This is a genomic window from Rahnella sp. P4_A8 (genome assembly GCF_056402435.1).
Genome location: NZ_JBFUHK010000012.1, coordinates 76,178 through 101,358, shown reverse-complemented (window position 1 = coordinate 101,358; position 25,181 = coordinate 76,178). Strand labels below are relative to the sequence as shown.

General features: G+C 51.2%; 19 protein-coding genes. 15 read left to right on the top strand and 4 right to left on the bottom strand.

Annotation, left to right across the window (positions count from 1 at the left end; all coding sequences use genetic code 11):
• Nucleotides 1–212 precede the first annotated feature (212 nt).
• The 3 genes from tal to AC1DUO_RS09310 all read left to right on the top strand — a co-directional run bounded on the left by tal (nt 213) and on the right by AC1DUO_RS09310 (nt 3,345).
• A complete protein-coding gene (tal, locus tag AC1DUO_RS09320) occupies nt 213–1,166 on the top strand; it encodes a transaldolase (protein WP_013577072.1) in 954 nt (317 codons plus the stop codon).
• A 126-nt stretch (nt 1,167–1,292) separates the two neighbouring features.
• On the top strand, nt 1,293–1,880 hold the full coding sequence (mog, locus tag AC1DUO_RS09315; protein WP_013577071.1) for a molybdopterin adenylyltransferase: 588 nt from the start codon (nt 1,293–1,295) through the stop codon (nt 1,878–1,880).
• A gap of 142 nt (nt 1,881–2,022) precedes the next feature.
• Complete coding sequence (locus AC1DUO_RS09310) at nt 2,023–3,345, top strand: MFS transporter (protein ID WP_037033465.1); 1,323 nt, start codon at nt 2,023–2,025, stop codon at nt 3,343–3,345.
• A 61-nt stretch (nt 3,346–3,406) separates the two neighbouring features.
• On the opposite strand, the gene satP is transcribed toward AC1DUO_RS09310, so the two are convergent.
• Nucleotides 3,407–4,006 (bottom strand): acetate uptake transporter, encoded by a 600-nt coding sequence (gene satP / locus AC1DUO_RS09305; protein ID WP_013577069.1) that lies wholly within the window; start codon nt 4,004–4,006, stop codon nt 3,407–3,409.
• Nucleotides 4,007–4,325: 319 nt separating this feature from the next.
• On the opposite strand from satP, the gene dnaK reads away from it, so the two are divergent.
• The 4 genes from dnaK to nhaR all read left to right on the top strand — a co-directional run bounded on the left by dnaK (nt 4,326) and on the right by nhaR (nt 9,795).
• Nucleotides 4,326–6,227 (top strand): molecular chaperone DnaK, encoded by a 1,902-nt coding sequence (gene dnaK / locus AC1DUO_RS09300; RefSeq protein ID WP_119262118.1) that lies wholly within the window; start codon nt 4,326–4,328, stop codon nt 6,225–6,227.
• Nucleotides 6,228–6,326: 99 nt separating this feature from the next.
• A complete protein-coding gene (gene dnaJ / locus AC1DUO_RS09295; RefSeq protein ID WP_013577067.1) occupies nt 6,327–7,460 on the top strand; it encodes a molecular chaperone DnaJ in 1,134 nt (377 codons plus the stop codon).
• A 232-nt stretch (nt 7,461–7,692) separates the two neighbouring features.
• A complete protein-coding gene (gene nhaA / locus AC1DUO_RS09290) occupies nt 7,693–8,868 on the top strand; it encodes a Na+/H+ antiporter NhaA (RefSeq protein ID WP_013577066.1) in 1,176 nt (391 codons plus the stop codon).
• A 39-nt stretch (nt 8,869–8,907) separates the two neighbouring features.
• Nucleotides 8,908–9,795, top strand: a complete 888-nt coding sequence (gene nhaR, locus AC1DUO_RS09285; RefSeq protein ID WP_037033463.1) for a transcriptional activator NhaR — start codon at nt 8,908–8,910, stop codon at nt 9,793–9,795.
• A gap of 82 nt (nt 9,796–9,877) precedes the next feature.
• Here nhaR and rpsT read toward each other — a convergent pair whose 3' ends face one another.
• Complete coding sequence (rpsT, locus tag AC1DUO_RS09280) at nt 9,878–10,141, bottom strand: 30S ribosomal protein S20 (protein WP_013577064.1); 264 nt, start codon at nt 10,139–10,141, stop codon at nt 9,878–9,880.
• A 439-nt stretch (nt 10,142–10,580) separates the two neighbouring features.
• Between rpsT and ribF the strand changes: the two genes are divergently transcribed.
• The 5 genes from ribF (at nt 10,581) to ispH (ending at nt 16,313) form a co-directional block, all read left to right on the top strand.
• Nucleotides 10,581–11,519 (top strand): bifunctional riboflavin kinase/FAD synthetase, encoded by a 939-nt coding sequence (gene ribF / locus AC1DUO_RS09275; protein ID WP_013577063.1) that lies wholly within the window; start codon nt 10,581–10,583, stop codon nt 11,517–11,519.
• 61 nt (nt 11,520–11,580) lie between these two features.
• A complete protein-coding gene (ileS, locus tag AC1DUO_RS09270) occupies nt 11,581–14,397 on the top strand; it encodes an isoleucine--tRNA ligase (protein ID WP_119262117.1) in 2,817 nt (938 codons plus the stop codon).
• Complete coding sequence (gene lspA / locus AC1DUO_RS09265; RefSeq protein WP_013577061.1) at nt 14,397–14,903, top strand: signal peptidase II; 507 nt, start codon at nt 14,397–14,399, stop codon at nt 14,901–14,903. The genes ileS and lspA overlap by 1 nt, the downstream gene beginning before the upstream one ends.
• Before the next feature lie 5 nt (nt 14,904–14,908).
• The gene (gene fkpB / locus AC1DUO_RS09260; RefSeq protein WP_013577060.1) at nt 14,909–15,379 is read left to right on the top strand and encodes an FKBP-type peptidyl-prolyl cis-trans isomerase; all 471 of its coding nucleotides are present in this window, start codon (nt 14,909–14,911) and stop codon (nt 15,377–15,379) included.
• Entirely contained in the window at nt 15,360–16,313 is a 954-nt protein-coding gene (ispH, locus tag AC1DUO_RS09255; protein ID WP_013577059.1) for a 4-hydroxy-3-methylbut-2-enyl diphosphate reductase, read from the top strand. The genes fkpB and ispH overlap by 20 nt, the downstream gene beginning before the upstream one ends.
• Before the next feature lie 65 nt (nt 16,314–16,378).
• On the opposite strand, the gene AC1DUO_RS09250 is transcribed toward ispH, so the two are convergent.
• Both AC1DUO_RS09250 and AC1DUO_RS09245 read right to left on the bottom strand, forming a co-directional pair.
• Nucleotides 16,379–17,254 carry an SMP-30/gluconolactonase/LRE family protein gene (locus tag AC1DUO_RS09250; RefSeq protein WP_013577058.1) on the bottom strand — a complete coding sequence of 292 codons (876 nt, stop codon included), beginning with the start codon at nt 17,252–17,254 and terminating at the stop codon, nt 16,379–16,381.
• 160 nt (nt 17,255–17,414) lie between these two features.
• On the bottom strand, nt 17,415–18,560 hold the full coding sequence (locus AC1DUO_RS09245) for a porin (protein WP_112151004.1): 1,146 nt from the start codon (nt 18,558–18,560) through the stop codon (nt 17,415–17,417).
• A gap of 689 nt (nt 18,561–19,249) precedes the next feature.
• Between AC1DUO_RS09245 and dapB the strand changes: the two genes are divergently transcribed.
• The 3 genes from dapB (at nt 19,250) to carB (ending at nt 24,941) form a co-directional block, all read left to right on the top strand.
• Entirely contained in the window at nt 19,250–20,071 is an 822-nt protein-coding gene (gene dapB, locus AC1DUO_RS09240) for a 4-hydroxy-tetrahydrodipicolinate reductase (protein WP_013577056.1), read from the top strand.
• 477 nt (nt 20,072–20,548) lie between these two features.
• Nucleotides 20,549–21,700 carry a glutamine-hydrolyzing carbamoyl-phosphate synthase small subunit gene (gene carA, locus AC1DUO_RS09235; protein WP_119262116.1) on the top strand — a complete coding sequence of 384 codons (1,152 nt, stop codon included), beginning with the start codon at nt 20,549–20,551 and terminating at the stop codon, nt 21,698–21,700.
• A gap of 16 nt (nt 21,701–21,716) precedes the next feature.
• A complete protein-coding gene (carB, locus tag AC1DUO_RS09230; RefSeq protein WP_037033457.1) occupies nt 21,717–24,941 on the top strand; it encodes a carbamoyl-phosphate synthase large subunit in 3,225 nt (1,074 codons plus the stop codon).
• Nucleotides 24,942–25,181: the final 240 nt, after the last annotated feature.

Here is a 25,181-nt window from a genome sequence, read left to right as displayed (position 1 = left end):
TTTGGGTGGCTAACATACCTGTTTTATCGAACGGGTAACATGTGCATTTTGGCTAATTTTGTGTGTTTTGGAAGGTGAGAAATCCATAGATGTTCGTAGCCGAGCATGCCGTGATATGCGCCTTGCGCCTGGCTTTTTGCATGTTATCATCAGCCAAAGGCAAGGCATGAAAATGCCTATACGAAAACGTCCAAACGATGAGATATGCCAAAATGACCGATAAACTGACTTCCCTACGCCAAATGACTCAGGTTGTTGCTGACACCGGAGATATCGCGGCAATGAAGTTGTACCAGCCGCAGGATGCGACCACGAACCCGTCACTGATCCTCAGCGCTGCGCAAATTCCTGAATACCGTAAACTGATCGACGAAGCAATCGCCTGGGCACGTGACCAGAGCAGCGATCACGACCAGCAGATTACTGATGCCGCTGACAAACTGGCAGTAAACATCGGTCTGGAAATTCTGAAACTGGTTCCGGGCCGCATTTCAACAGAAGTTGATGCCCGTCTGTCTTACGACACTGACGCGAGCGTGGCCAAAGCCAAACGCCTGATCAAACTGTATAACGATGCGGGCATCACCAACGACCGTATCCTGATCAAACTGGCTTCTACCTGGCAGGGCATCCGCGCTGCAGAGAAACTGGAAAAAGAAGGCATCAACTGTAACCTGACCCTTCTGTTCTCCTTCGCTCAGGCGCGTGCTTGTGCTGAAGCGGGCGTGTTCCTGATTTCTCCGTTCGTTGGTCGTATCCTTGACTGGTACAAAGCCAATGGTGACAAAAAAGAGTTTGCACCGCATGAAGATCCGGGCGTTGTGTCCGTAACCGAAATCTACGAATACTACAAACAACACGGCTACGAAACTGTCGTGATGGGCGCAAGCTTCCGTAACATCGGTGAAATCATCGAACTGGCTGGCTGTGACCGTCTGACCATCGCCCCTGCACTGCTGAAAGAACTGGCAGAAAGCGAAGGCCCGCTGGAACGTAAACTGTCCTTCTCCGGCGAAACCAAGCCACGTCCTGCGCCACTGACTGAATCTCAGTTCTACTGGGAGCACAACCAGGATCCAATGGCGATCGATAAACTGGCTGACGGCATCCGTAAGTTTGCAATCGACCAGGGTAAACTGGAAAAAATGATTTCTGACCTGCTGTAATCAGCATTCAGTTCCAGCATAAAGCGGCTAATCAGCCGCTTTTTTTGTGCCTGCGATAAAACCACCGGCCGGTTACCGATATACTGAGTGCTGTGACTACGAAGAAAAATGCTGTGGAGAAATAGCATGGATACATTACGGATTGGTCTGGTATCAGTGTCGGACCGCGCCTCAAGCGGTGTTTATCAGGACAAAGGTATTCCGGCACTGGAAGAATGGCTGGAAAAAGCGCTTATTACGCCTTTTAAGCTGGAGAAAAAGCTGATCCCGGACGAGCAGCCTTTGATTGAACAGGCTATCAGTGAACTGGTTGATGAAAGCGGCTGCCATCTGGTGTTAACCACCGGGGGAACCGGGCCTGCGCGCCGGGATGTCACACCGGATGCCACGCTGGCTGTTGCCGATCGTGAAATGCCCGGTTTCGGCGAACAGATGCGTCAGATCAGCCTGCACTTTGTACCGACGGCAATTTTGTCACGTCAGGTTGGGGTGATCCGCAAACAGGCTTTAATCCTGAATTTACCTGGTCAGCCGAAATCTATTCAGGAAACGCTGGAAGGACTGAAAGATGCCGACGGTAAAGTGATTGTTTCCGGCATTTTTGCCAGTGTGCCCTATTGCATCCAGTTGCTCGACGGACCTTACGTTGAAACGCATGATGAGGTGGTAGCAGCTTTCCGTCCGAAAAGTGCCCGCCGCGAGATAAAAAACTGAATACAGTTCCTTTTTGAAATTTAGCGACGTTAAGCGTCAGACACCACTGGTGTGAAAAATATTTGCCGCTATAGTAAGGATTACTTTACATAAGGTGGCAAAACCTTTTTCCATTTTTTACTCTGGTGTCTGACGGTATCCTATGCAACACACACAATCGCGCCGGTTGAACCGGCAGGACTTCAAAACGCTTTCCCTGGCGGCACTGGGTGGCGCCCTCGAATTCTACGATTTCATCATTTTCGTCTTTTTCGCTGCGGTAATTGGCGATCTCTTCTTCCCGGCCAATATGCCCGACTGGCTGCGTCAGGTTCAGACTTTTGGTATTTTCGCTGCCGGTTATCTGGCGCGCCCGTTGGGCGGTATCATCATGGCGCACTTCGGTGATTTGGTTGGCCGTAAGCGCATGTTCAGCCTGAGTATTTTATTAATGGCTTTACCGACACTGGCAATGGGGCTGTTGCCAACCTACGCCTCGATTGGCATGGCAGCACCGCTGTTGCTGCTGCTGATGCGTCTGTTACAGGGCGCGGCGATCGGCGGCGAAGTGCCGGGCGCGTGGGTGTTTGTCGCTGAACATGTGCCACGTAACCGCATCGGTTTCGCCTGCGGCACCCTCACCGCCGGTTTAACCCTGGGGATTCTGCTGGGTTCTCTGGTGGCAACTTTACTGAACACCAGCTTGACGCCAGCGACCATCAGTCAGTACGGCTGGCGTATTCCGTTTTTCATCGGCGGCATTTTTGGTCTGATCGCGATGTATCTGCGCCGATGGTTACAGGAAACGCCTGTCTTTATGGAAATGAAAGCGCATAAGGCGCTGGCGGAAGAATTGCCGTTGAAATCTGTCGTGGCCAATCATAAAAAAGAAATCGTGGTATCGATGCTGATGACCTGGCTGTTATCCGCCGGTATCGTGGTGGTGATCCTGATGACGCCAACCTGGTTGCAGAAGCAATTCGGCATTCCGGCGGCAGCCGCATTACAGGCCAACTGTCTGGCTACAGTAGCGCTGATGTTTGGATGCATTATCTCGGGAAGCATTGTTGATCGCCTCGGTGCCAGCAAAACCTTTATTTTCGGCAGCCTCTTCCTCGGGATTTGCAGCTGGTCTTTCTATCATATGGTCGCGGCTGATGCCTCGGTGCTGATGGGCATGTATGCGCTGGCGGGGTTGAGCGTAGGTGTGGTCGGCGCAGTACCTTATGTGATGGTGCGGGCCTTCCCGGCGGAAGTGCGTTTTACCGGCATCTCTTTCTCATACAACATGGCCTACGCGATTTTCGGCGGCCTGACTCCGGTCTTCGTCACGCTGATTATGCGTCTGACGCCGATGGCTCCGGCTTATTATGTGCTGGCCTTGTCGGTGATTGGCTTGCTGACCGGTATTTACCTTAGCCGCGATTTGAACAGCGAAACGATCCGTACAGAGAAATTTGCCGAAGGCGCAACTTCCGGCCAGTGATTTCGTTTTATGCATAAAAAGGCCCTGCATCGCAGGGCTTTTTGCGTCTGGCTGAGGGGGCTTATGCCACAACCGCGTCAACCTGGGGAGCGTGGTTTTTCGGCTCACCGACCGGCAAAACGGTACGGCCATATTGCTCGTTCAGCACTTCGGCCATCGCCAGATAAATCGCGCTGGCGCCACAGAAGATCCCTTCGAAACCGGCAAAATGCAGTACCGCCGTGTTTCCGGTCATATTACCGAAGCACAACAGCGCGAACAGAATAACCAGACTGCCGAAAACGATCTGTAAACCGCGGTTTGCTTTCAGGGTGCCAAAGAACATGAATAAGGTGAACACGCCCCAGATGCCGAGGTAAGCGCCAAGGAAGCTTTCGCTGCTGGCTTCAGCCATGCCCATGCGCGGTAGCATCAGGATGCCGACCAGGCTTAACCAGAATGCGCCATAAGAAGTGAATGCGGTCGTGCCGAACGTATTCCCTTTTTTAAATTCCATCATCCCGGCAAGAATCTGAATCAAACCACCATAAAAAATCCCCATACTGACAATCACTGCTGTCAGGGGAAAAAAGCCTGCATTGTGTAAATTCAATAAGATAGTGGTCATACCAAATCCCATCAACCCGAGCGGGCCTGGATTTGCCAACGTTTTGCTGTGCATAGATCCTCTGTATCGGAATTATTATTAATTGATAATCGGGGGAAGAAACGCTTGGGAAATGAGTAAAAAACCCACATATCTTTAGAAGCGCGCGGCATCATAAGGAGGGTTGCGTCAGCAAACATTGATCTGGCGTAACAGCAATTGAAGATTTTTTTTCACTTTGCCCCTTGATGCTGAGCTGCATGGCCCCATCTTATTCCCAACCGCAGTTGTTACCGTCGGGAAATCCGTTAAATGGGGCTGTTGAAATCGAAAAGATCGGCCACATATACAGTAGCAACCTGAACGAATATGAATTTAAGTGGAGACGTTTTAGATGGGTAAAATTATTGGGATCGACCTGGGCACCACCAACTCTTGTGTAGCTATCATGGATGGCACGACTGCTCGTGTACTGGAGAATGCTGAAGGCGACCGCACCACTCCTTCCATCATCGCTTATGCGGCAGATGGCGAGACTCTGGTAGGTTCTCCGGCTAAACGTCAGGCTGTGACTAACCCGCAGAACACCCTGTTCGCGATCAAGCGCCTGATTGGCCGTCGCTTCCAGGATGAAGAAGTACAACGTGATAAAGGCATCATGCCTTACCAGATCGTAAGCGCTGACAATGGCGACGCCTGGATCGACGTTAAAGGTCAGAAAATCGCACCTCCGCAGATCTCTGCAGAAGTGTTGAAGAAAATGAAGAAAACCGCTGAAGATTATCTGGGTGAACCTGTAACTGAAGCTGTTATCACCGTACCTGCTTACTTCAACGATGCTCAGCGTCAGGCAACGAAAGACGCTGGCCGTATCGCAGGTCTGGAAGTCAAACGTATCATCAACGAACCGACTGCAGCGGCACTGGCTTATGGTCTGGATCGTGAAATCGGCAACCGTACTATCGCGGTATACGACCTCGGTGGTGGTACTTTCGATATCTCTATTATCGAAATTGATGAAGTTGACGGCGAAAAAACCTTTGAAGTACTGGCGACCAACGGTGACACTCACCTTGGTGGTGAAGACTTCGACAGCCGTATGATCAACTATCTGGTTGAAGAATTTAAGAAAGAGCAAGGCATGGATCTGCGTAACGATCCACTGGCGATGCAACGTCTGAAAGAAGCCGCTGAAAAAGCGAAGATCGAATTGTCTTCTGCTCAGCAAACTGACGTGAACCTGCCGTACATCACTGCTGATGCGTCAGGTCCAAAACACATGAACATCAAAGTGACCCGTGCAAAACTGGAATCTTTGGTTGAAGACCTGGTTAACCGTTCTATCGAACCACTGAAAGTGGCGCTGAAAGACGCAGGCCTGTCAGTTTCTGACATTCAGGACGTTATCCTGGTGGGTGGTCAGACCCGTATGCCAATGGTTCAGAAGAAAGTTGCTGATTTCTTCGGTAAAGAACCACGTAAAGACGTGAACCCGGATGAAGCTGTGGCAATCGGTGCAGCAGTTCAAGGTGGTGTCCTGGCAGGTGACGTGAAAGACGTTCTGCTGCTGGATGTGACTCCGTTGTCTCTGGGTATCGAAACCATGGGCAGCGTGATGACTCCGCTTATCACTAAAAACACCACCATCCCGACTAAACACAGTCAGGTGTTCTCTACTGCGGAAGACAACCAGTCTGCAGTCACCATCCATGTGTTGCAGGGTGAACGTAAGCGTTCAAGTGATAACAAATCTCTGGGTCAGTTCAACCTGGACGGTATTCAGGCAGCACCACGCGGTCAGGCTCAGATCGAAGTCACCTTCGACCTTGATGCCGATGGTATCCTGCACGTGTCTGCGAAAGACAAAAATACCGGCCGTGAGCAGAAGATCACCATCAAGGCATCTTCTGGTCTGAGCGAAGAAGAAATCCAGAAAATGGTTAACGATGCTGAAGCCAATGCTGAATCTGACCGTAAGTTTGAAGAACTGGTTCAGACCCGCAATCAGGCGGACCATCTGATCCACGGTACCCGTAAGCAACTGGAAGAAGCCGGCGACAAACTGCCAGCTGAAGACAAAACCGCAGTAGAAGAAGCCCTGAAAGCACTGGAAGTGTCTGCTAAAGGTGAAGATAAGACTGATATCGAAGCGAAAATCCAGGCGCTGGTACAGGTTTCCGGCAAACTGATGGAAATGGCTCAGCAACAAGGTCAGGCTGAAGGCGGCGATACCAGCGCGCAGAAAGATGACGACGTTGTTGACGCTGAATTCGAAGAAGTTAAAGACAAAAAATAATCGCCCTTAAGCGGGCACAGTAAGAAGCTTTACTGATAACCAGCACGGGCGTCGAGGAAACTCTACGCCCGTGCACGCATGTTGAGGGTAGGTTAAAGCATGGCGAAGCAAGATTATTATGAGATTTTAGGCGTATCCAAAACAGCGGATGAGCGTGAAATCAAAAAGGCTTATAAGCGTCTGGCGATGAAACATCACCCTGACCGAAATCAGGGCGATAAAGAATCTGAAAGCAAATTCAAAGAAATTAAAGAAGCTTATGAAATTCTGACCGATGCGCAAAAGCGTGCGGCCTACGACCAGTATGGTCATGCAGCCTTTGAACAAGGTGGCATGGGCGGCGGTGGTGGCTACGGCGGCGGCGGTGCAGATTTCAGCGACATCTTTGGTGACGTCTTTGGCGACATCTTTGGCGGCGGGCGCCGTCAGCGTGCCAGCCGGGGCTCAGACCTGCGTTACAACATGGATCTGACTCTGGAAGAGGCCGTTCGTGGTGTCACCAAAGAAATCCGCATCCCGACACTGGATGAATGTGACGTTTGCCACGGCAGCGGCGCGAAAGCGGGTAGCTCTCCGACCACCTGTCCGACCTGTCATGGTGCAGGTCAGGTTCAGATGCGTCAGGGCTTCTTCACAGTCCAGCAGGCGTGTCCGACCTGTCAGGGTCGCGGTAAAGTGATTAAAGATCCGTGCACCAAATGTCATGGTCATGGTCGCGTAGAACGTTCAAAAACGCTGTCAGTGAAGATTCCTGCGGGTGTGGATACCGGAGACCGTATTCGTCTGGAGGGTGAAGGCGAAGCCGGTGAGCATGGTGCTCCGTCAGGTGATCTGTACGTTCAGGTTCAGGTTAAAGCGCATAAAATCTTTGAGCGCGAAGGTAATAACCTGTACTGCGAAGTGCCAATCAATTTTGCCATGGCAGCACTGGGTGGCGAAATTGAAGTGCCAACGCTTGATGGCCGCGTGAGCCTGAAAATTCCTGCTGAAACGCAAACGGGCAAAATGTTCCGTATGCGCGGGCGCGGTGTGAAATCTGTCCGTGGTGGCGTTCAGGGCGACCTGATGTGCCGGGTGGTAGTGGAAACTCCGGTCAGCCTGAACGAGAAGCAGAAGCAGTTGCTGCGTGATCTGGAAGAAAGCTTTGGTGGCGTTTCGGGTGAGAAAAACAGCCCGCGCTCTAAAAGCTTCCTGGACGGCGTGAAAAAGTTCTTTGATGATCTGACCCGCTAAGCTTTCGCTAAATCGAGCGACGGAAAGCCAGATAACATCCCCGGCAGCGGTTGACGCGCCGGGGATTTTTTATGGATTTTTATTCAACAATGTGAAAACCAATGATTCGTAAAAAGCGAAGTATAATCCAGAAATAATCGACTTTTTACGAAGTGATAGTTTGCGTACAATTCAGACATACCCTTGTGGTGAGCTTTTTTTTTTGCCACGTTTTTTCTACAGGAGAGTCAGAATGTCAAATATCATTCGTCAGTTTTTACGGATGGAAGCCGCCGGTGGTGTGATATTAATCATCGCAGCCATTGTGGCATTAATCATGGCGAATAGTCCGTTGCAGGGGATTTATCAGGCATTTCTGGATATTCCCGTCACCCTGCGTTTTTCCGAGCTGTTGATCGACAAGCCACTTTTGCTGTGGATTAACGATGGCCTGATGGCAGTGTTTTTCCTGATGATTGGTCTGGAAGTCAAGCGTGAGATGTGCGAAGGCGCGCTGGCCAACCGCGAGCAGGCGATGTTTCCTGCTATTGCCGCGCTCGGGGGTATGGTTGTTCCGGCATTAATCTATTTACTGTTTAACGGCAGCGATGAAATAGCCCGTCAGGGTTGGGCTATTCCGGCGGCAACGGACATTGCGTTTGCGCTGGGGGTGATGGCACTGCTGGGGTCACGAGTGCCGACCGGGTTAAAAGTGTTCCTGCTGGCACTGGCCATTATTGATGACTTGGGTGCCATCGTGATCATCGCACTGTTTTATAGTCACGATGTGTCGATGATGGCACTGGGGTTATCGGCGGTGTGCATCGCTGTACTGGCTCTACTGAACTGGCGGGGGGTAACGAAGCTGACGCCGTACCTGCTGATTGGTGCTGTGTTCTGGGTGTGTGTGCTGAAATCAGGTATCCACGCGACGCTGGCGGGTGTCATTCTTGGCTTCTTAATTCCGCTGAGAACCAAAGAGAATAAAAGGTCACCTGCTCGCCGCCTGGAGCATGGGATCCACCCCTATGTTTCCTGGTTTATTTTGCCGCTGTTTGCGTTCGCCAATGCGGGTATCTCTTTGCAGGGCGTGACAGTTGCGGGTTCATTCTCGACATTACCCATGGGTATTGCTGCCGGGCTTCTTCTCGGTAAGCCGCTGGGTATCATTCTGTTCGGCGGGATCGCCTTGAAATCAGGGATTACACGGCTGTCATCCGGCATAACTTTTAGCCAAATTTCGGCAGTCTCCGTGCTGTGCGGTATCGGTTTTACGATGTCGATTTTCATTGGTTCTCTGGCCTTTGCGACGCTGGAGCCTGCGTTGCTGACGTACGCAAAAATGGGCATCCTGATGGGATCAGTCGCATCAGCGGTTCTGGGATACCTGCTCCTGAGCCGGGCCTTGCCTAAGAAACGTGCAAATTAATAATGATGCTGACTTCATACTTTCGGAAAGGGTGAAACCATGCCTCATATCAATTACAACCACTTGTATTATTTTTGGCACGTGTGTAAATCAGGTTCTGTTGTGGGAGCTGCGGAAGTGTTGCACCTTACTCCGCAAACGATCACCGGGCAGATTAAATCCCTGGAAGAAAGATTGGATGGGAAACTCTTCAAACGGCAGGGGCGTGGGCTGGTGCCTTCTGAGTTAGGGCAACTGGTTTACCGCTATGCGGATAAAATGTTCACCCTTAGTCAGGAAATGCTGGATATCGTGAATTACCGCAAAGAGGCGAGCCTGCTGTTTGATGTGGGTGTGGCGGATGCGTTATCCAAACGACTGGTCAGTCGCGTATTGGAAGCTGCCGTGCCGGACAACGCGCAAATTCACCTGCGCTGTTTTGAATCGACTCACGAAATGCTGCTCGAACAACTGAGCCAGCATAAACTGGACATGATTTTGTCTGATTGCCCGGTGGACTCCACGCAGCAGGCAGGGCTGTTCTCGGTCAAACTGGGTGAAAGTCCGATCAGCTTCTTTTGTTGTAATCCACCGGCAGGCATGAATTTCCCGGCTTGTCTGGAGCGTCGTTCATTACTCATCCCCGGCAGGCGTTCAATGCTGGGGCGCAAACTGCTGAACTGGTTTAATACGCAGGGGCTGAAGGTCAATATTCTCGGTGAGTTTGATGATGCCGCGCTGATGAAAGCGTTTGGAATGAACAACAACGCGATATTTGTCGCTCCGGCTATTTATTCATCAACTGAATTTCAGGATGAAAAAATAGAGGAAGTCGGACGGGTGGAAGGGATTATGGAAGAGTACTACGTGATATTTGCCGAAAGAATGATTCAGCATCCTTCGGTACAGCGGATTTGCCATACGGACTTTTCAGCGTTGTTTGAATAGCTTTTAGTGTTGAACTCAAATTTCAGATATAAAAAAACCGGCGTGAGCCGGTTTTTTTATCAAGCATTTCAGCGTAATGCGATTATTGCATTGCGTTGATTTGCGCAGTCAGGTTTGACTTATGACGCGCTGCTTTGTTTTTGTGGATCAGGCCTTTGCAAGACTGACGGTCCACGATTGGTTGCATTTCGTTAAATGCGTTTTGTGCAGCAGCTTTGTCGCCTGCTGCAATAGCCGCGTATACCTTCTTGATAAAGGTACGCATCATAGAACGACGGCTCGCGTTGTGCTTACGGCGTTTTTCTGACTGTACGGCGCGTTTCTTAGCTGATTTGATATTAGCCAAGGCCAACTCCCAAATATTTTTCTATTGATGAACAATTCAAAGGCCGAGGAATATGCCTTTTCGGTCTTCTTTTGTCAACGGATTTGTGCAAATAAGCGGCGTTTTAAAGAGTGAACTTTACTCGTCGCTTGTTACGTTGTGATGGCGCAGGATTTTAACAGCTTCCGGCATCGGAATACAGTCTTTCGCGAGAAAAATCGACAGGAGAGTGTACAAACTGCCCACTACGGCCATTAACGCTTTGTTTATGCGAAAAGTCACGCATTCCCTGTATGCAACGAAAGATTTTCATCGCCACGCCGCCATTTGAACCGCAATATCTGCCGTATGCAAGAGAGAATGGTGTGATCCTGCTAATCGCTGGTTAACCTTGGAGGCTGTACAAGGTATAATCCGCCGATTTCCATCGTTATGAGTCAGCATTGGATTTGAGCCAGCTATGGAGCTAATTCGCGGAATACACAATATTCGAGCACGTCATCATGGATGTGTGCTGACTATTGGCAATTTTGATGGTGTACACCGTGGTCATCAGGCCCTGATTGAACAGCTTAAGCTGGAAGGTCAACGTCTGGGGCTGCCGGTGATGGTAATGATTTTCGAGCCACAGCCTCTGGAATTGTTTGCCGGTGATAAAGCACCTGCACGCCTGACCAGTTTGCGTGACAAAGCCAAGTATCTGGCGGAGTGCGGGGTTGATTACCTTTTATGTGTGCGTTTCGAACCCCGGTTTGCAGCGCATATGGCGCAGGCCTTTATCTCACAACTGCTGGTAGAGAAGCTGGGTGTTAAATTCCTGACTGTCGGGGATGATTTCCGCTTTGGTGCCAGCCGTCTGGGGGATTTTGAGCTATTGCAGAAAGCCGGTGAAGAATACGGTTTTGAAGTGATCAGCACGCAAACGTTCCGTGAAGGCGAGAACCGCATCAGCAGCACGGCGATCCGTAATGCGTTGCGCGACGATGACTTGGCGCTGGCCGAGAATTTACTGGGCCATCCGTTCAGTATCTCGGGCCGGGTCGTACACGGCGATAAACTGGGACGCACCATTGGCTTCCCGACGGCAAACGTGCCGTTGAAGCGGGTCGTGTCTCCGGTGCGCGGCGTGTATGCGGTTGAAGTCTTAGGACTCGGGCCTGAACCTCTGCCGGGTGTGGCGAACATTGGAATACGTCCTACAGTCGGAGGCGTGCGCAAGCAGTTGGAAGTGCACCTTCTCGACACCACATTAGATTTATACGGGCGCCACATTGATGTGGTGCTCCGCGCGAAATTGCGCAACGAACAGCGTTTCTCCTCGCTTGATGCTTTAAAGCAACAAATTGCGAACGATGAAGTGACGGCCCGTGAATTCTTTGGGTTAAAGACACTGCGCTAAACATGTACTGACAGGCGTGTAACAAAGCCTGGAATCCAGCCGAAAACGGAACCGAGAATCTATGAGTGACTACAAGAACACCCTGAATTTGCCGGAAACAGGGTTCCCGATGCGTGGCGATCTGGCCAAGCGTGAACCTGACATGCTGAAAAATTGGTATGAACAGGATCTGTACGGGATTATTCGTGCTGCCAAGAAAGGCAAGAAAACCTTTATTTTGCATGACGGCCCTCCGTATGCGAACGGCAGCATTCATATTGGTCACTCAGTAAACAAAATTCTTAAAGACATGATCGTTAAGTCCAAAGGACTGGCGGGCTTTGATGCGCCGTATGTGCCGGGCTGGGACTGTCATGGTCTGCCAATCGAGCTTAAAGTCGAACAACTGATCGGCAAGCCCGGCGAGAAAGTCACGGCAGCAGAATTCCGTGAAGCTTGCCGTAAATACGCAGCAGAGCAGGTTGAAGGCCAGAAGAAAGACTTCATCCGTCTGGGCGTGTTGGGCGACTGGGATCATCCGTACCTGACCATGGACTTCAAAACTGAAGCCAACATCATTCGTGCGCTGGGTAAAATCATCGGTAACGGCCACCTGCACAAAGGGGCTAAGCCGGTTCACTGGTGTACAGATTGCGGTTCATCCCTGGCAGAAGCAGAAGTTGAGTATTACGACAAAGCGTCTCCTTCTATTGATGTGGCGTTCAACGCGACTGACGCTGCAGCAGTGGCTGCGAAGTTTGGCGTATCTTCCTTTAACGGCCCGATTTCTCTGGTGATCTGGACCACAACGCCGTGGACCATGCCAGCCAACCGCGCTATTTCACTGAACCCTGAGTTTTCTTATCAACTGATTCAGGCAGAAGGTCAGTGTCTGATCCTGGCAACCGATCTGGTTGAAAGCGTCATGAAACGCGCCGGTATCGCAGAATGGACTGTACTGGGCGAATGTAAAGGCGCGGACCTTGAACTGCTGCGCTTCAAACACCCATTCCTCGGTTTCGATGTTCCGGCGATCCTTGGCGATCACGTGACGCTCGATGCCGGTACCGGTGCCGTGCATACCGCACCGGGTCATGGCCCGGACGACTTTGTTATCGGCCAGAAATACGGTCTGGAAGTGGCGAACCCGGTAGGGCCGAACGGCTGCTATCTGCCAGGCACTTACCCGACGCTGGACGGTAAATTCGTCTTTAAAGCCAACGATCTGATCGTTGAGCTGCTGCGTGAGAAAGGCGCATTGCTGCACGTTGAGAAAATAACGCACAGCTATCCGTGCTGCTGGCGTCATAAAACGCCAATCATCTTCCGCGCGACGCCACAATGGTTCATCAGCATGGATCAGAAAGGCCTGCGTCAGCAATCTCTGGAAGAGATCAAAGGCGTGCAGTGGATCCCGGACTGGGGCCAGGCGCGCATCGAAAACATGGTCGCTAACCGGCCTGACTGGTGTATCTCCCGTCAGCGTACCTGGGGCGTACCGATGTCTCTGTTCGTTCACAAAGACACTGAGCAACTGCATCCGCGCAGCCTTGAGCTGATGGAAGAAGTGGCGAAACGTGTTGAAGTGGATGGCATTCAGGCGTGGTGGGATCTGAATCCGGAAGACATTCTGGGTGCGGACGCTGCTGAATACGTCAAAGTGCCGGATACGCTGGACGTGTGGTTTGACTCCGGTTCAACGCATTCTTCCGTGGTGGATGTGCGTCCTGAGTTTAACGGTCATTCTCCTGATTTGTATCTGGAAGGGTCTGACCAGCATCGCGGCTGGTTCATGTCTTCCCTGATGATTTCGACTGCTATGAAAGGCAAAGCGCCTTACAAGCAAGTGCTGACGCACGGTTTCACCGTGGATGGTCAGGGCCGCAAAATGTCTAAATCCATCGGCAACACCATCGCGCCGCAAGACGTGATGAACAAGCTGGGTGGCGACATCCTGCGTCTGTGGGTGGCATCAACGGATTACACCGGCGAAATCGCCGTGTCCGACGAAATCCTTAAACGTGCTGCGGATTCTTATCGCCGCATCCGTAACACCGCGCGCTTCCTGCTGGCGAACCTTAACGGTTTCGATCCGGCGCTGCACAGCGTGGCACCGGAAGACATGGTTGTTCTGGATCGCTGGGCTGTTGGCCGTGCGAAAGCCGCACAGGACGAAATCATTGCCGCGTACGAAGCCTATGATTTCCATGGCGTCGTTCAACGCCTGATGCAGTTCTGCTCGATCGAAATGGGATCCTTCTACCTGGATATTATCAAAGATCGCCAGTACACCGCGAAAAGCGACAGCGTTGCACGTCGCAGCTGTCAGACCGCGCTGTATCACATCAGCGAAGCACTGGTTCGCTGGATGGCACCGATCATGTCGTTCACTGCCGATGAAATTTGGGCAGAACTGCCGGGAAGTCGTGAGAAATTCGTCTTTACCGAAGAATGGTATGACGGTTTGTTCGGTCTGGCGGGCAACGAATCCATGAACGATGCGTTCTGGGATGAACTGCTGAAAGTCCGTGGCGAAGTGAACAAAGTGATCGAACAGGCGCGTGCTGATAAACGTCTGGGCGGTTCTCTGGAAGCGGCGGTCACGCTGTTTGCTGATGATGCGCTGGCAACGGACCTGCGTTCTCTGGGCAACGAACTGCGCTTTGTCCTGCTGACGTCAGGCGCGAAAGTCGCCGCTTTGTCTGAAGCTGACGATGCCGCTGTGCCGAGTGAATTGCTCAAAGGCCTGAAAATCGGTCTGGCGAAAGCGGAAGGTGACAAATGTCCGCGTTGCTGGCATTACACAACTGACGTTGGTCAGAACGCGGAACACAGCGACATCTGTGGCCGTTGTGTCACTAACATCGCCGGTGACGGCGAAGAGCGTAAGTTTGCATAATGAGTAAATCGATTTGTTCCACCGGACTCCGCTGGCTCTGGCTGGCGGTCGTGGTCATCATCGTGGATCTGGGCAGTAAGTTTCTCATTATGGGAAACTTCCAGCTCGGTGAATCCATGCCGTTGATCCCGTATTTAAATCTGTTCTACGCCCAAAATCATGGCGCTGCGTTCAGCTTCCTGGCTGATAAAGGCGGCTGGCAGCGCTGGTTCTTTGCGTTAATCGCGCTGGTGATTGTCGTGGCGCTGGTCGTGCTGATGTACCGCGGCACCGCGAAGCAAAAGCTGAACAATATCGCTTTTGCGATGATTATCGGCGGGGCGCTGGGCAACTTGTTTGATCGCCTGTATCACGGCTTTGTGGTCGATTTTATCGATTTTTACGTCGGTAACTGGCATTTTGCTACGTTCAATCTGGCTGACAGCTTTATCTGTGTCGGCGCAGCCATGGTGGTGCTGGAAGGTTTTCTGGCAAAGCCATCAGAAGCTACAAAGAGTAAAGGATAAGGTCTATGTCTCAACAGGTGAAACATGACAGCGCTGTACTGGTGCATTTTACGTTGAAGCTGGAAGATGGCTCTACGGCGGAATCAACCCGCGCCAATGGCAAACCTGCACTGTTTCGCCTTGGCGACAGCAGCTTGTCTGACGCGCTGGAAAATCAGCTGTTAGGGTTGAACGTAGGGGATAAACGGGCGTTCACGTTAGCCCCTGAATCGGCATTCGGTAGCAAAAGTCCGGATCTGGTTCAGTTCTTCTCCCGCCGTGACTTTCAGGAAACTGGGGTGCCGGATGTCGGCACCATCATGTTGTTCAGTGGTCGTGATGGCAGCGAAATGCCGGGCGTTGTCCGTGAAGTGACAGAAGATTCAATCACTGTAGATTTCAACCATCCGCTGGCAGGGCAACATATCGATTTCGATATTGAAGTGCTGGAAATTGACCCGGAGCTTGAGGGGAAACATGCAGATATTGCTGGCTAATCCGCGAGGATTTTGTGCGGGTGTTGACCGCGCAATCAGTATTGTAGAACGTGCGCTGGAAATTTACGGCGCACCTATCTATGTCCGCCATGAAGTGGTGCATAACCGCTACGTGGTCGACAGCCTGCGTCAGCGCGGTGCTGTTTTTATCGAGCAAATCAGCGAAGTACCTGATGGGTCTATTCTGATTTTCTCTGCCCACGGTGTTTCTCAGGCGGTACGTGCAGAAGCGAAAGCGCGTGATCTGACGATGCTGTTTGACGCGACTTGTCCGCTGGTGACCAAAGTTCATATGGAAGTTGCGCGCGCCAGCCGTAAAGGCACTGAAGCCATTTTGATTGGTCACGCCGGGCATCCGGAAGTGGAAGGCACCATGGGGCAGTACAGCAATCCGAACGGGGGAATGTATCTGGTCGAGGCGCCGGAAGATGTTTATAAATTGCAGGTGAAAGACGAAAACAACCTGTGCTTTATGACGCAAACCACGCTGTCGGTTGACGACACTTCTGCGGTGATTGATGCGCTTCGCGATCGCTTCCCGAAAATCATCGGGCCGCGTAAAGATGATATTTGCTATGCCACAACTAACCGTCAGGAAGCCGTGCGTACGCTGGCTGACGGAGCAGATGTTGTGCTGGTGGTGGGTTCAAAGAACTCGTCGAACTCCAACCGTCTGGCCGAACTGGCGCAACGTGTCGGTGTACCTTCTTATCTGATCGACTCTGCGGCAGATATTCAGGAAAACTGGCTGAAAGATGCGAAAAGCATTGGCGTTACGGCAGGCGCATCCGCACCGGATATTCTGGTGCAGGACGTGATCAGCAAGCTGAAAACCTTTGGCGGGCTTGATGTGATCAACATCGAAGGGCGCGAGGAAAATATCGTGTTCGAAGTGCCAAAAGAGCTGCGTGTTGATGTGCGTCAGATCGACTGATCTCAGACCCTAAATGAAAACCGGCTCAAAGTGGCCGGTTTTTTTATGTCTGCACTCCTGCGGCATCAATGAGGCGGGAGTTTAAACAAATTCTGCGGTGCACCCACGGTGGTGGTTTCAACGTGCAGCAACGCACCCTCCAGCGCATGTGGCGCATCGAGGTTTTTTCGCGCCGAGGTGATAAACAGCTCAGTCATATCCGGCCCGCCAAACGTGCAACAACTCGGTTGTGTGACCGGCACTGGCTGGGTATCCAGTGTCAGTAATTCGCCCTGATTGATCTGCTGGCGCAGCAGGCATTTTGAACCCCAGCAGGCAGTGATCAGCCAGCCATTCTGTGCCAGCGCAGAGCCATCGGGGATCTTATCGCCCGAAGAAAAACAGGATATTTTCAGTGGATTGATGCGGCGGGCGTTGGCGGAGAAAAAGCGTTTTTTCTTACTGTCTGCAAACCAGACTTTGCCTTCATACCAGACCAGTGTGTTGGTACAACCGACGCCATCGAGCATCATTTCCGGCTTTTCTGCGCCCGCTTCATAGCGGAACCATTCGCCGTTATCTTTTTCTTCCTTTATATCCAGCGTACCAAACCACAGAGAACCATCGGGCGCGATGGCTGCTTCATTCGGACGGGTGCCTTCCGCGCCGGGATAATCACAAAGCTTCTGGCGGGTTTTCTGTTCGTACTCGTAAAGATGGATCCCGTCGACGGAAACCAGCAAAAATTGATTTCTTTTTTCGGTCAGCAACACGGCGCTGGTCAGCGAGGGGAGTTCATGAATTTCAGTTTGCCCGTTGTCGGGCCAGTAGCGCAAAACACACTGAGCCAGAATATCGACCCAAAGCAAAGATTGTGTACGCTGGCACCAGACGGGAGTTTCACCCAATTCGGCTCGGTAGTCGCCAATGGCAGTCACGTCGGACCGGAAAAATGCTGACATCGCAAAGCTCTCCTGCAGGTTACATAGTGGATATAGCGACAGCTGTCTCTATGAGTTTAGTCTGGCTTTGCGTACGTGGGATAGATGAAATGGTGTAAAAAGAAAGGGCCAGCCCGTCAATAAGACGTAAAGCTGGCCCCAAAAGTTCAGTCGTTAAGATTTAGAAATCGTAACGCAGACGGATCAGATTCATATCACCGAGATTATCGGTAGAGGACGTGAACACGTGCTCGTAATCAACACGGAAGCCGTAATCGAGCTGGAAGGACACACCCAACCCGTTATCAATACGCTGGTAATTACGGCCGGTTACATAGGTCAGACGGTCACCCATGAAGTACGGCTGAATGGTTTTGACCGCCAGCTGATTGATTGGGAAAGCATACCCCAGGAAGTATTCCAGACCATAAGCATCGCCCGCGAAGAAGCGATCTTCAGTTTTCACACCAGTCGTCAGGAAGTCATGGTAGTAACCGCCACCGAAGGACGCTGTCCAGTTGCCGGGTTTCCAGCTCAGCGCAGTACCAACAATGCTCTGGTTGTAATCTTTAGAGGTGTTGTCGCCCGGGTTTCTCATTTCTGCGTCGGTGTAGTTGTACGCCGTACCCCAGGTCAGATCTTTGGTGATGTGGTAATCCACACCGACAGAACCGCCGCCGTTACGTTTGTAACGCAGCCCGTTTTTGCCGGTGAGCAACTCATTGTCTTCGAACAGGTAAGAGGCATACACATCTGCATCGCCGAAGGTGTTTTTGTATTTCAGCATCTTACGGGAACGGTAAGAACCATCGTAATCGCCGTTCACACCATTACCCGGTGCCTGGGCGAGCATGTCGTAATCCCAGATATCGGTTTTCGCACCGACCACATCGTAATAAACGCTGTTTTGCTGACCGAAGGTCAACTGGCCGTAAGTTTTGCTTTTCAGACCGGTGTAGAGCATGCGACGGCTGGTGTTATGCGCGCCATCTGCGTGGTGATTATCCCAGCCAGTCAGGGCAGGAATATTCACACCCAGCTCGTAGTAGTTAATCCAGCTGATGTCATCAAACAGATAATAATCAGCAGAAAAACGGAAACGTGTACCGCCATCAAAACCATTGGTCTTGTAGTTTTTCACCCCGTTCTGGAACTGGAACTGCGGACGAATACTGCCGCCAACCTGGAAGTTCAGGCGGCTCAGCGGATCGTTCGGCTGTGGGTCTTGTTTAATTAGAGTGATTTCTGCGTGTGCAGCAAAAGAAGCTAAACCAAATAAAAGACCTGCAGTCGCCACTTGTGTGACTTTGTTCAGTTTGAATTTCATGTTAAGTCCCTGTGCCAATATACTGATCTGAAAAATCAGCAACAAAATTGGCAGTGTGTATTTTTTATATTCCCCTTACTGATGACTGTCTGGTAAGGGTGAAGACGCGCCTTATGAAGCCAGGCTACTTATTTTGACTGTCGTTTAAATCAAATTTCGGCAGTTAAAATTAGGTTGCTATTTATTATCATAATCATTGATTTTATCAATATTATTTCGCCATATATAATAAAAATTTAATGTTTCAGATCTAAGAAATGTTTTGTTTGCTGCTTATCTGTCTCACGCAAGGATGTGAATACGCGTTTTCAGAAATCACCGTCATATTCTTCTTTCTCCTTTAATACATATTGTCAGACGGTGCCCTGGGGGAGAGTGATAAAATCAGTGTCGCGAAAGATGCAGGGAGAAGGGCGGACGAAAGCTGAAACTTATGCACTACATTGCATGGTTATGCGAGCCGCATTAAGGCGGGCTTTTTGGTGTTTTTTTGTCCGTTAGTTCCAGTTTTGCCAGTCGTTTAACACAAAATCACAGATTGCGTAACCTGAAACCAGATGGCTTTTACTGATATTAACGGGGCTGTATCATAATTTTCTAATTATGAGGCAATTTTGCTGGCTCCCAGATCGCGGGGTCGATAACCTGATTCTGTTTCACGGCAGAACCACAAAAAGAAGAGAGTAATTATGAGTAACGCTGATATTCGCATGGCTGTTGTTGGCGCGGGTGGCCGTATGGGCCGGCAGCTGATTCAGGCCATCTCTGACGCCGAAGGCGTGGTGTTGGGCGCAGCGCTTGAACGTACCGGTTCTTCCTTAGTGGGCACCGATGCGGGTGAACTGGCTGGCGTGGGTACTGCTGGCATTAAAGTGCATGACAATCTGGATGCCGTGAAGAATGACTTCGATATTTTGATCGACTTCACCCGTCCGGAAGGCACCCTGGCTCATCTGGAATTTTGCCAGAAACACCATAAAGGTATGATTATCGGCACTACGGGCTTTGACGATGCCGGTAAGGCTGCAATTAAGCAGGCTTCTGAGGTCATTCCGGTGGTTTTTGCGGCCAACTTCAGCGTGGGCGTGAATGTTGTCCTCAAGCTGCTGGAAAAAGCGGCCAAAGTCATGGGCGATTACACGGATATTGAAATCGTGGAAGCGCACCACCGTCATAAAGTTGATGCACCATCAGGCACAGCACTGGCAATGGGTGAAGCGATTGCTGATGCGTTAGGGCGTGATCTGAAAGATTGTGCGGTGTATGCCCGTGAAGGTCATACCGGTGAACGTGATCCAAAAAGTATTGGTTTTGCCACCATTCGTGCCGGCGATATCGTCGGTGAACATACCGCGATGTTTGCCGATATCGGGGAGCGTGTTGAGATTACCCATAAGGCTTCCAGCCGTATGACCTTCGCAAATGGCGCAGTTCGTGCAGGAAAGTGGCTTTTCTCGCATAAAAGTGGTCTTTATGACATGCGGGATGTCCTTGGTTTAGAAGATTTGTAGTCAACGTTTTAGATGTGATGTGGTTGTTTTGGTCATAATCTTTTGATAAAAGGGCAGTTCCTTGATTGCCCTTCTCTTTTTTATTTAAAATGGCTATTTGGGTTTGTTTTGATTTTGAATCCTGTATTTTACTAACTTTACCCCGATTTCTCTTGCTGTATTGTTTGTTTTTTGTACTCCCTTGTTTCCCTGAGCTGTAACAAAACTCCTTTCTTCGTCATTTTTCAGACATCCTCTTCCGCAAACGGTTACTATACTGACTTAGGCTGTGTTTTTATGGCAGTGAGAGTCCGTTTTCACTGAGTTGTGCGAAAAACAGAGAAATATTGGCGCTTTTGGTAGACAAACCGAACTGCCATCATTAGAATGCGCGCAATTTGCCAAAAATTGGCTTCGGGAGCGATTTTTGCATTGATTTAGATCGGGTTATCTGAATTAATATGCAGATATTGTGATTTATTATTCTTGGAGGATGCTTTGATAAAGTCAGCGCTATTGGTTCTGGAAGACGGAACCCAATTCCACGGTCGGGCCATCGGGGCAGAAGGGGCGGCAGTGGGGGAAGTGGTCTTCAATACGTCGATGACCGGTTATCAAGAAATCCTCACTGATCCTTCCTATTCCCGCCAGATTGTCACTCTCACTTATCCCCATATCGGTAATGTCGGCACCAATGCCGCTGATGAAGAATCCTCCGCAGTACATGCTCAAGGTCTGGTCATCCGCGATTTACCCCTGATAGCCAGCAACTACCGCAGTGAAGAAAATCTTTCTGATTACCTCAAGCGCAACAATATTGTTGCCATCGCCGATATTGATACCCGCAAACTGACCCGTCTGTTACGCGAAAAAGGCGCACAGAACGGCTGTATTATCGCGGGCGATTCACCGGATGCTGAACTGGCGCTGCAAAAAGCCAAAGCATTCCCGGGCCTGAAAGGCATGGATCTGGCGAAAGAAGTGACCACGACGGAATCTTACCGCTGGCAACAAGGTAGCTGGACTCTGGAAGGCGAACTGCCTGAAGCAAAAAAAGCCGAAGACTTGCCATTCCACGTGGTGGCTTATGACTACGGCGCGAAACGCAATATCCTGCGCATGCTGGTGGATCGCGGATGCCGCCTGACGGTCGTTCCTGCACAGACTCCGGCAGAAGACGTCCTGAAAATGAATCCGGACGGCATCTTCCTGTCCAACGGCCCGGGCGATCCGGAGCCTTGTGATTACGCCATCGCCGCCATCAAAACCTTCCTGGAAACCGACATACCGGTCTTCGGTATCTGCCTCGGCCATCAGTTACTGGCACTCGCCAGCGGCGCGAAGACCGTGAAAATGAAACTCGGCCACCACGGCGGTAACCATCCGGTAAAAGATCTCGATAAAAATATCGTGATGATCACCGCACAGAACCACGGCTTTGCGGTTGATGAATCCGGCCTGCCAGCCAATCTGCGCGTGACGCACAAATCATTGTTTGACCATACGGTGCAGGGTATCCACCGTACCGATAAAGCGGCGTTCAGCTTCCAGGGCCACCCTGAAGCGAGCCCAGGCCCGCACGATGCGGCACCGCTGTTTGACCACTTTATCGAACTGATTGAAGCTTTTCGCACAAACAACGCCAGATAACAGGAGCGAATAAAAAATGCCAAAACGTACAGACATAAAAAGCATCCTGATTCTGGGCGCCGGCCCGATTGTTATCGGCCAGGCTTGTGAATTTGACTACTCCGGCGCACAGGCGTGTAAAGCGCTGCGTGAAGAGGGTTACCGCGTCATTCTGGTGAACTCCAACCCGGCAACGATCATGACTGACCCTGAAATGGCGGATGCGACTTACATCGAGCCGATCCACTGGGAAGTTGTGCGCAAAATTATCGAAAAAGAACGTCCCGATGCCGTGCTGCCAACCATGGGCGGCCAGACCGCACTGAACTGTGCACTGGAACTGGAACGTCAGGGCGTGCTGGAAGAATTCGGTGTGACCATGATTGGCGCGACCGCAGACGCCATTGATAAAGCCGAAGATCGTCGCCGTTTCGACGTGGCGATGAAAAAAATCGGCCTCGACACCGCACGTTCCGGTATTGCACACACGATGGAAGAAGCGCTGGCGGTTGCCGCTGACGTTGGCTTTCCGTGCATCATCCGTCCGTCATTCACTATGGGCGGCACCGGTGGCGGTATTGCGTACAACCGTGAAGAGTTCGAAGAGATTTGCGAACGCGGGCTGGATCTTTCCCCGACCAAAGAGCTGCTGATTGATGAGTCGCTGATTGGCTGGAAAGAGTACGAGATGGAAGTGGTGCGTGATAAAAACGACAACTGCATCATCGTCTGCTCCATTGAAAACTTCGATGCGATGGGCATCCACACCGGTGACTCCATCACCGTGGCGCCAGCGCAGACCCTGACCGACAAAGAATACCAAATCATGCGTAACGCCTCGATGGCGGTGCTGCGTGAAATCGGCGTAGAAACCGGTGGCTCCAACGTTCAGTTCTCGGTGAACCCGAAAAATGGTCGTCTGATTGTTATCGAAATGAACCCGCGTGTCTCCCGTTCCTCAGCCCTGGCCTCCAAAGCGACCGGTTTCCCGATTGCTAAAGTGGCGGCGAAACTGGCGGTGGGTTACACCCTCGATGAGTTGATGAACGATATCACCGGCGGCAAAACGCCAGCGTCGTTTGAACCTTCTATCGACTACGTTGTGACTAAAATCCCTCGCTTCAACTTCGAGAAATTTGCCGGTGCCAACGACCGTCTGACCACGCAGATGAAATCTGTCGGCGAAGTGATGGCGATTGGTCGTACACAGCAGGAATCTCTGCAAAAAGCCTTGCGCGGCCTGGAAGTCGGCGCGAGCGGTTTCGACCCGAAAGTGAGTCTGGATGATCCGGAAGCGCTGACCAAAATTCGTCGTGAACTGAAAGAAGCCGGTGCCGAGCGTATCTGGTATATCGCTGATGCTTTCCGTGCCGGGATGTCTGTTGACGGCATCTTCAACCTGACCAACGTGGACCGCTGGTTCCTGGTGCAGATTGAAGAGCTGGTAAAACTGGAAAATGAAGTGGCCGAGGGCGGCTTCAACATTCTGACCCACGACTACCTGCGCATGCTCAAGCGTAAAGGCTTTGCGGATCTGCGTCTGGCTAAACTGGTCGGCGTGTCAGAAAGCGAAGTGCGCAAACTGCGTCACAAATACAACCTGCACCCGGTCTACAAACGTGTTGATACCTGTGCGGCGGAATTCTCTACCGATACCGCCTACATGTACTCCACGTATGAAGAAGAGTGTGAATCTAACCCGACTAATGATAAGCCAAAAATCATGGTGCTGGGCGGTGGTCCAAACCGTATCGGTCAGGGTATCGAGTTCGATTATTGCTGCGTACACGCCTCGCTGGCGCTGCGTGAGGACGGTTACGAAACCATCATGGTTAACTGTAACCCGGAAACTGTATCTACCGATTACGACACCTCTGACCGCCTGTACTTCGAATCCGTCACCCTGGAAGACGTGCTGGAAATCGTGCGTATCGAGCAGCCGAAAGGCGTGATTGTTCAGTACGGCGGCCAGACTCCGCTGAAACTGGCGCGTGAACTGGAAGCCGCTGGCGTGCCAATTATCGGCACCAGCCCGGATGCCATCGACCGCGCCGAAGACCGTGAACGTTTCCAGCAGGCGGTTAACCGTCTGGGCCTGAAACAACCGGCAAACGCCACAGTCGCGACTATCGAACAGGCTGTTGAGAAAGCTGCGGGTATCGGTTATCCGCTGGTGGTACGTCCGTCTTATGTTCTGGGTGGCCGCGCGATGGAAATCGTATACGACGAAATCGACCTGCGCCGTTACTTCCAGAACGCCGTCAGCGTGTCGAACGACGCACCGGTTCTGCTGGACCGTTTCCTTGACGACGCCGTAGAAGTTGACGTTGATGCTATCTGCGACGGTGAGCGCGTGCTGATTGGCGGTATCATGGAGCACATCGAACAGGCGGGCGTTCACTCCGGTGACTCTGCATGTTCGCTGCCGTGCTACACGCTGAGCAAAGAGATTCAGGATGTGATGCGTCAGCAGGTCGAGAAACTGGCCTTCGAGCTGAGCGTTCGCGGCCTGATGAACGTCCAGTTCGCCGTGAAGAACAACGAAGTCTACCTGATTGAAGTCAACCCGCGTGCTGCACGTACCGTTCCGTTCGTCTCTAAAGCGACCGGTGTACCACTGGCGAAAGTTGCGGCTCGCGTGATGGCAGGTCAGACTCTGGCAGAGCAGGGCATTACCGAAGAAGTCATCCCGCCTTACTACTCCGTGAAAGAAGTGGTGTTGCCGTTCAACAAATTCCCTGGCGTTGACCCGATTCTTGGGCCGGAAATGCGTTCTACCGGTGAAGTGATGGGCGTTGGCCGTACCTTCGCAGAAGCCTTTGCCAAAGCGCAACTGGGAAGCAACTCCGGCATGAAGAAAGCCGGACGCGCACTGTTGTCGGTTCGTGAAGGCGACAAAGGCCGTGTGGTGGATCTGGCCGCGAAACTGCTGAAACGCGGTTTCGAGCTGGATGCGACTCACGGTACTGCGGTAGTGCTGGGCGAAGCCGGGATTAACCCGCGTCTGGTCAACAAGGTGCATGAAGGCCGTCCGCATATTCAGGACCGTATCAAGAACGGCGAATATGTGTATATCGTGAACACCACGGCGGGTCGTCAGGCGATTGAAGACTCCAAGCTTATCCGTCGCAGTGCGCTGCAATACAAAGTGCATTACGACACTACGCTGAACGGTGGTTTCGCGACGGCAATGGCATTATCTTCTGACCCGACTGAACAGGTGATTTCGGTGCAGGAAATGCACGCCAAAATCAGCAAATAAGTATCTTCTGTTTCCATCCGGTCGTTAAGACGCCCGCTCCCGCAAGGGGCGGGCGTCTTTTTATATGTGTTTGGCTAAAATGTTAAATATAATCATTAAATATGTTTATCATTAAAATTATATTTTTTATGTATGAAAGTCTTCATATGAAAGTGAATTTATCATAAGTTATTATTTTAGATCGATATTTGTGTTAATGTGATGGGTGTCATGATGTTTTAATGTTTAATTRTTGTTATG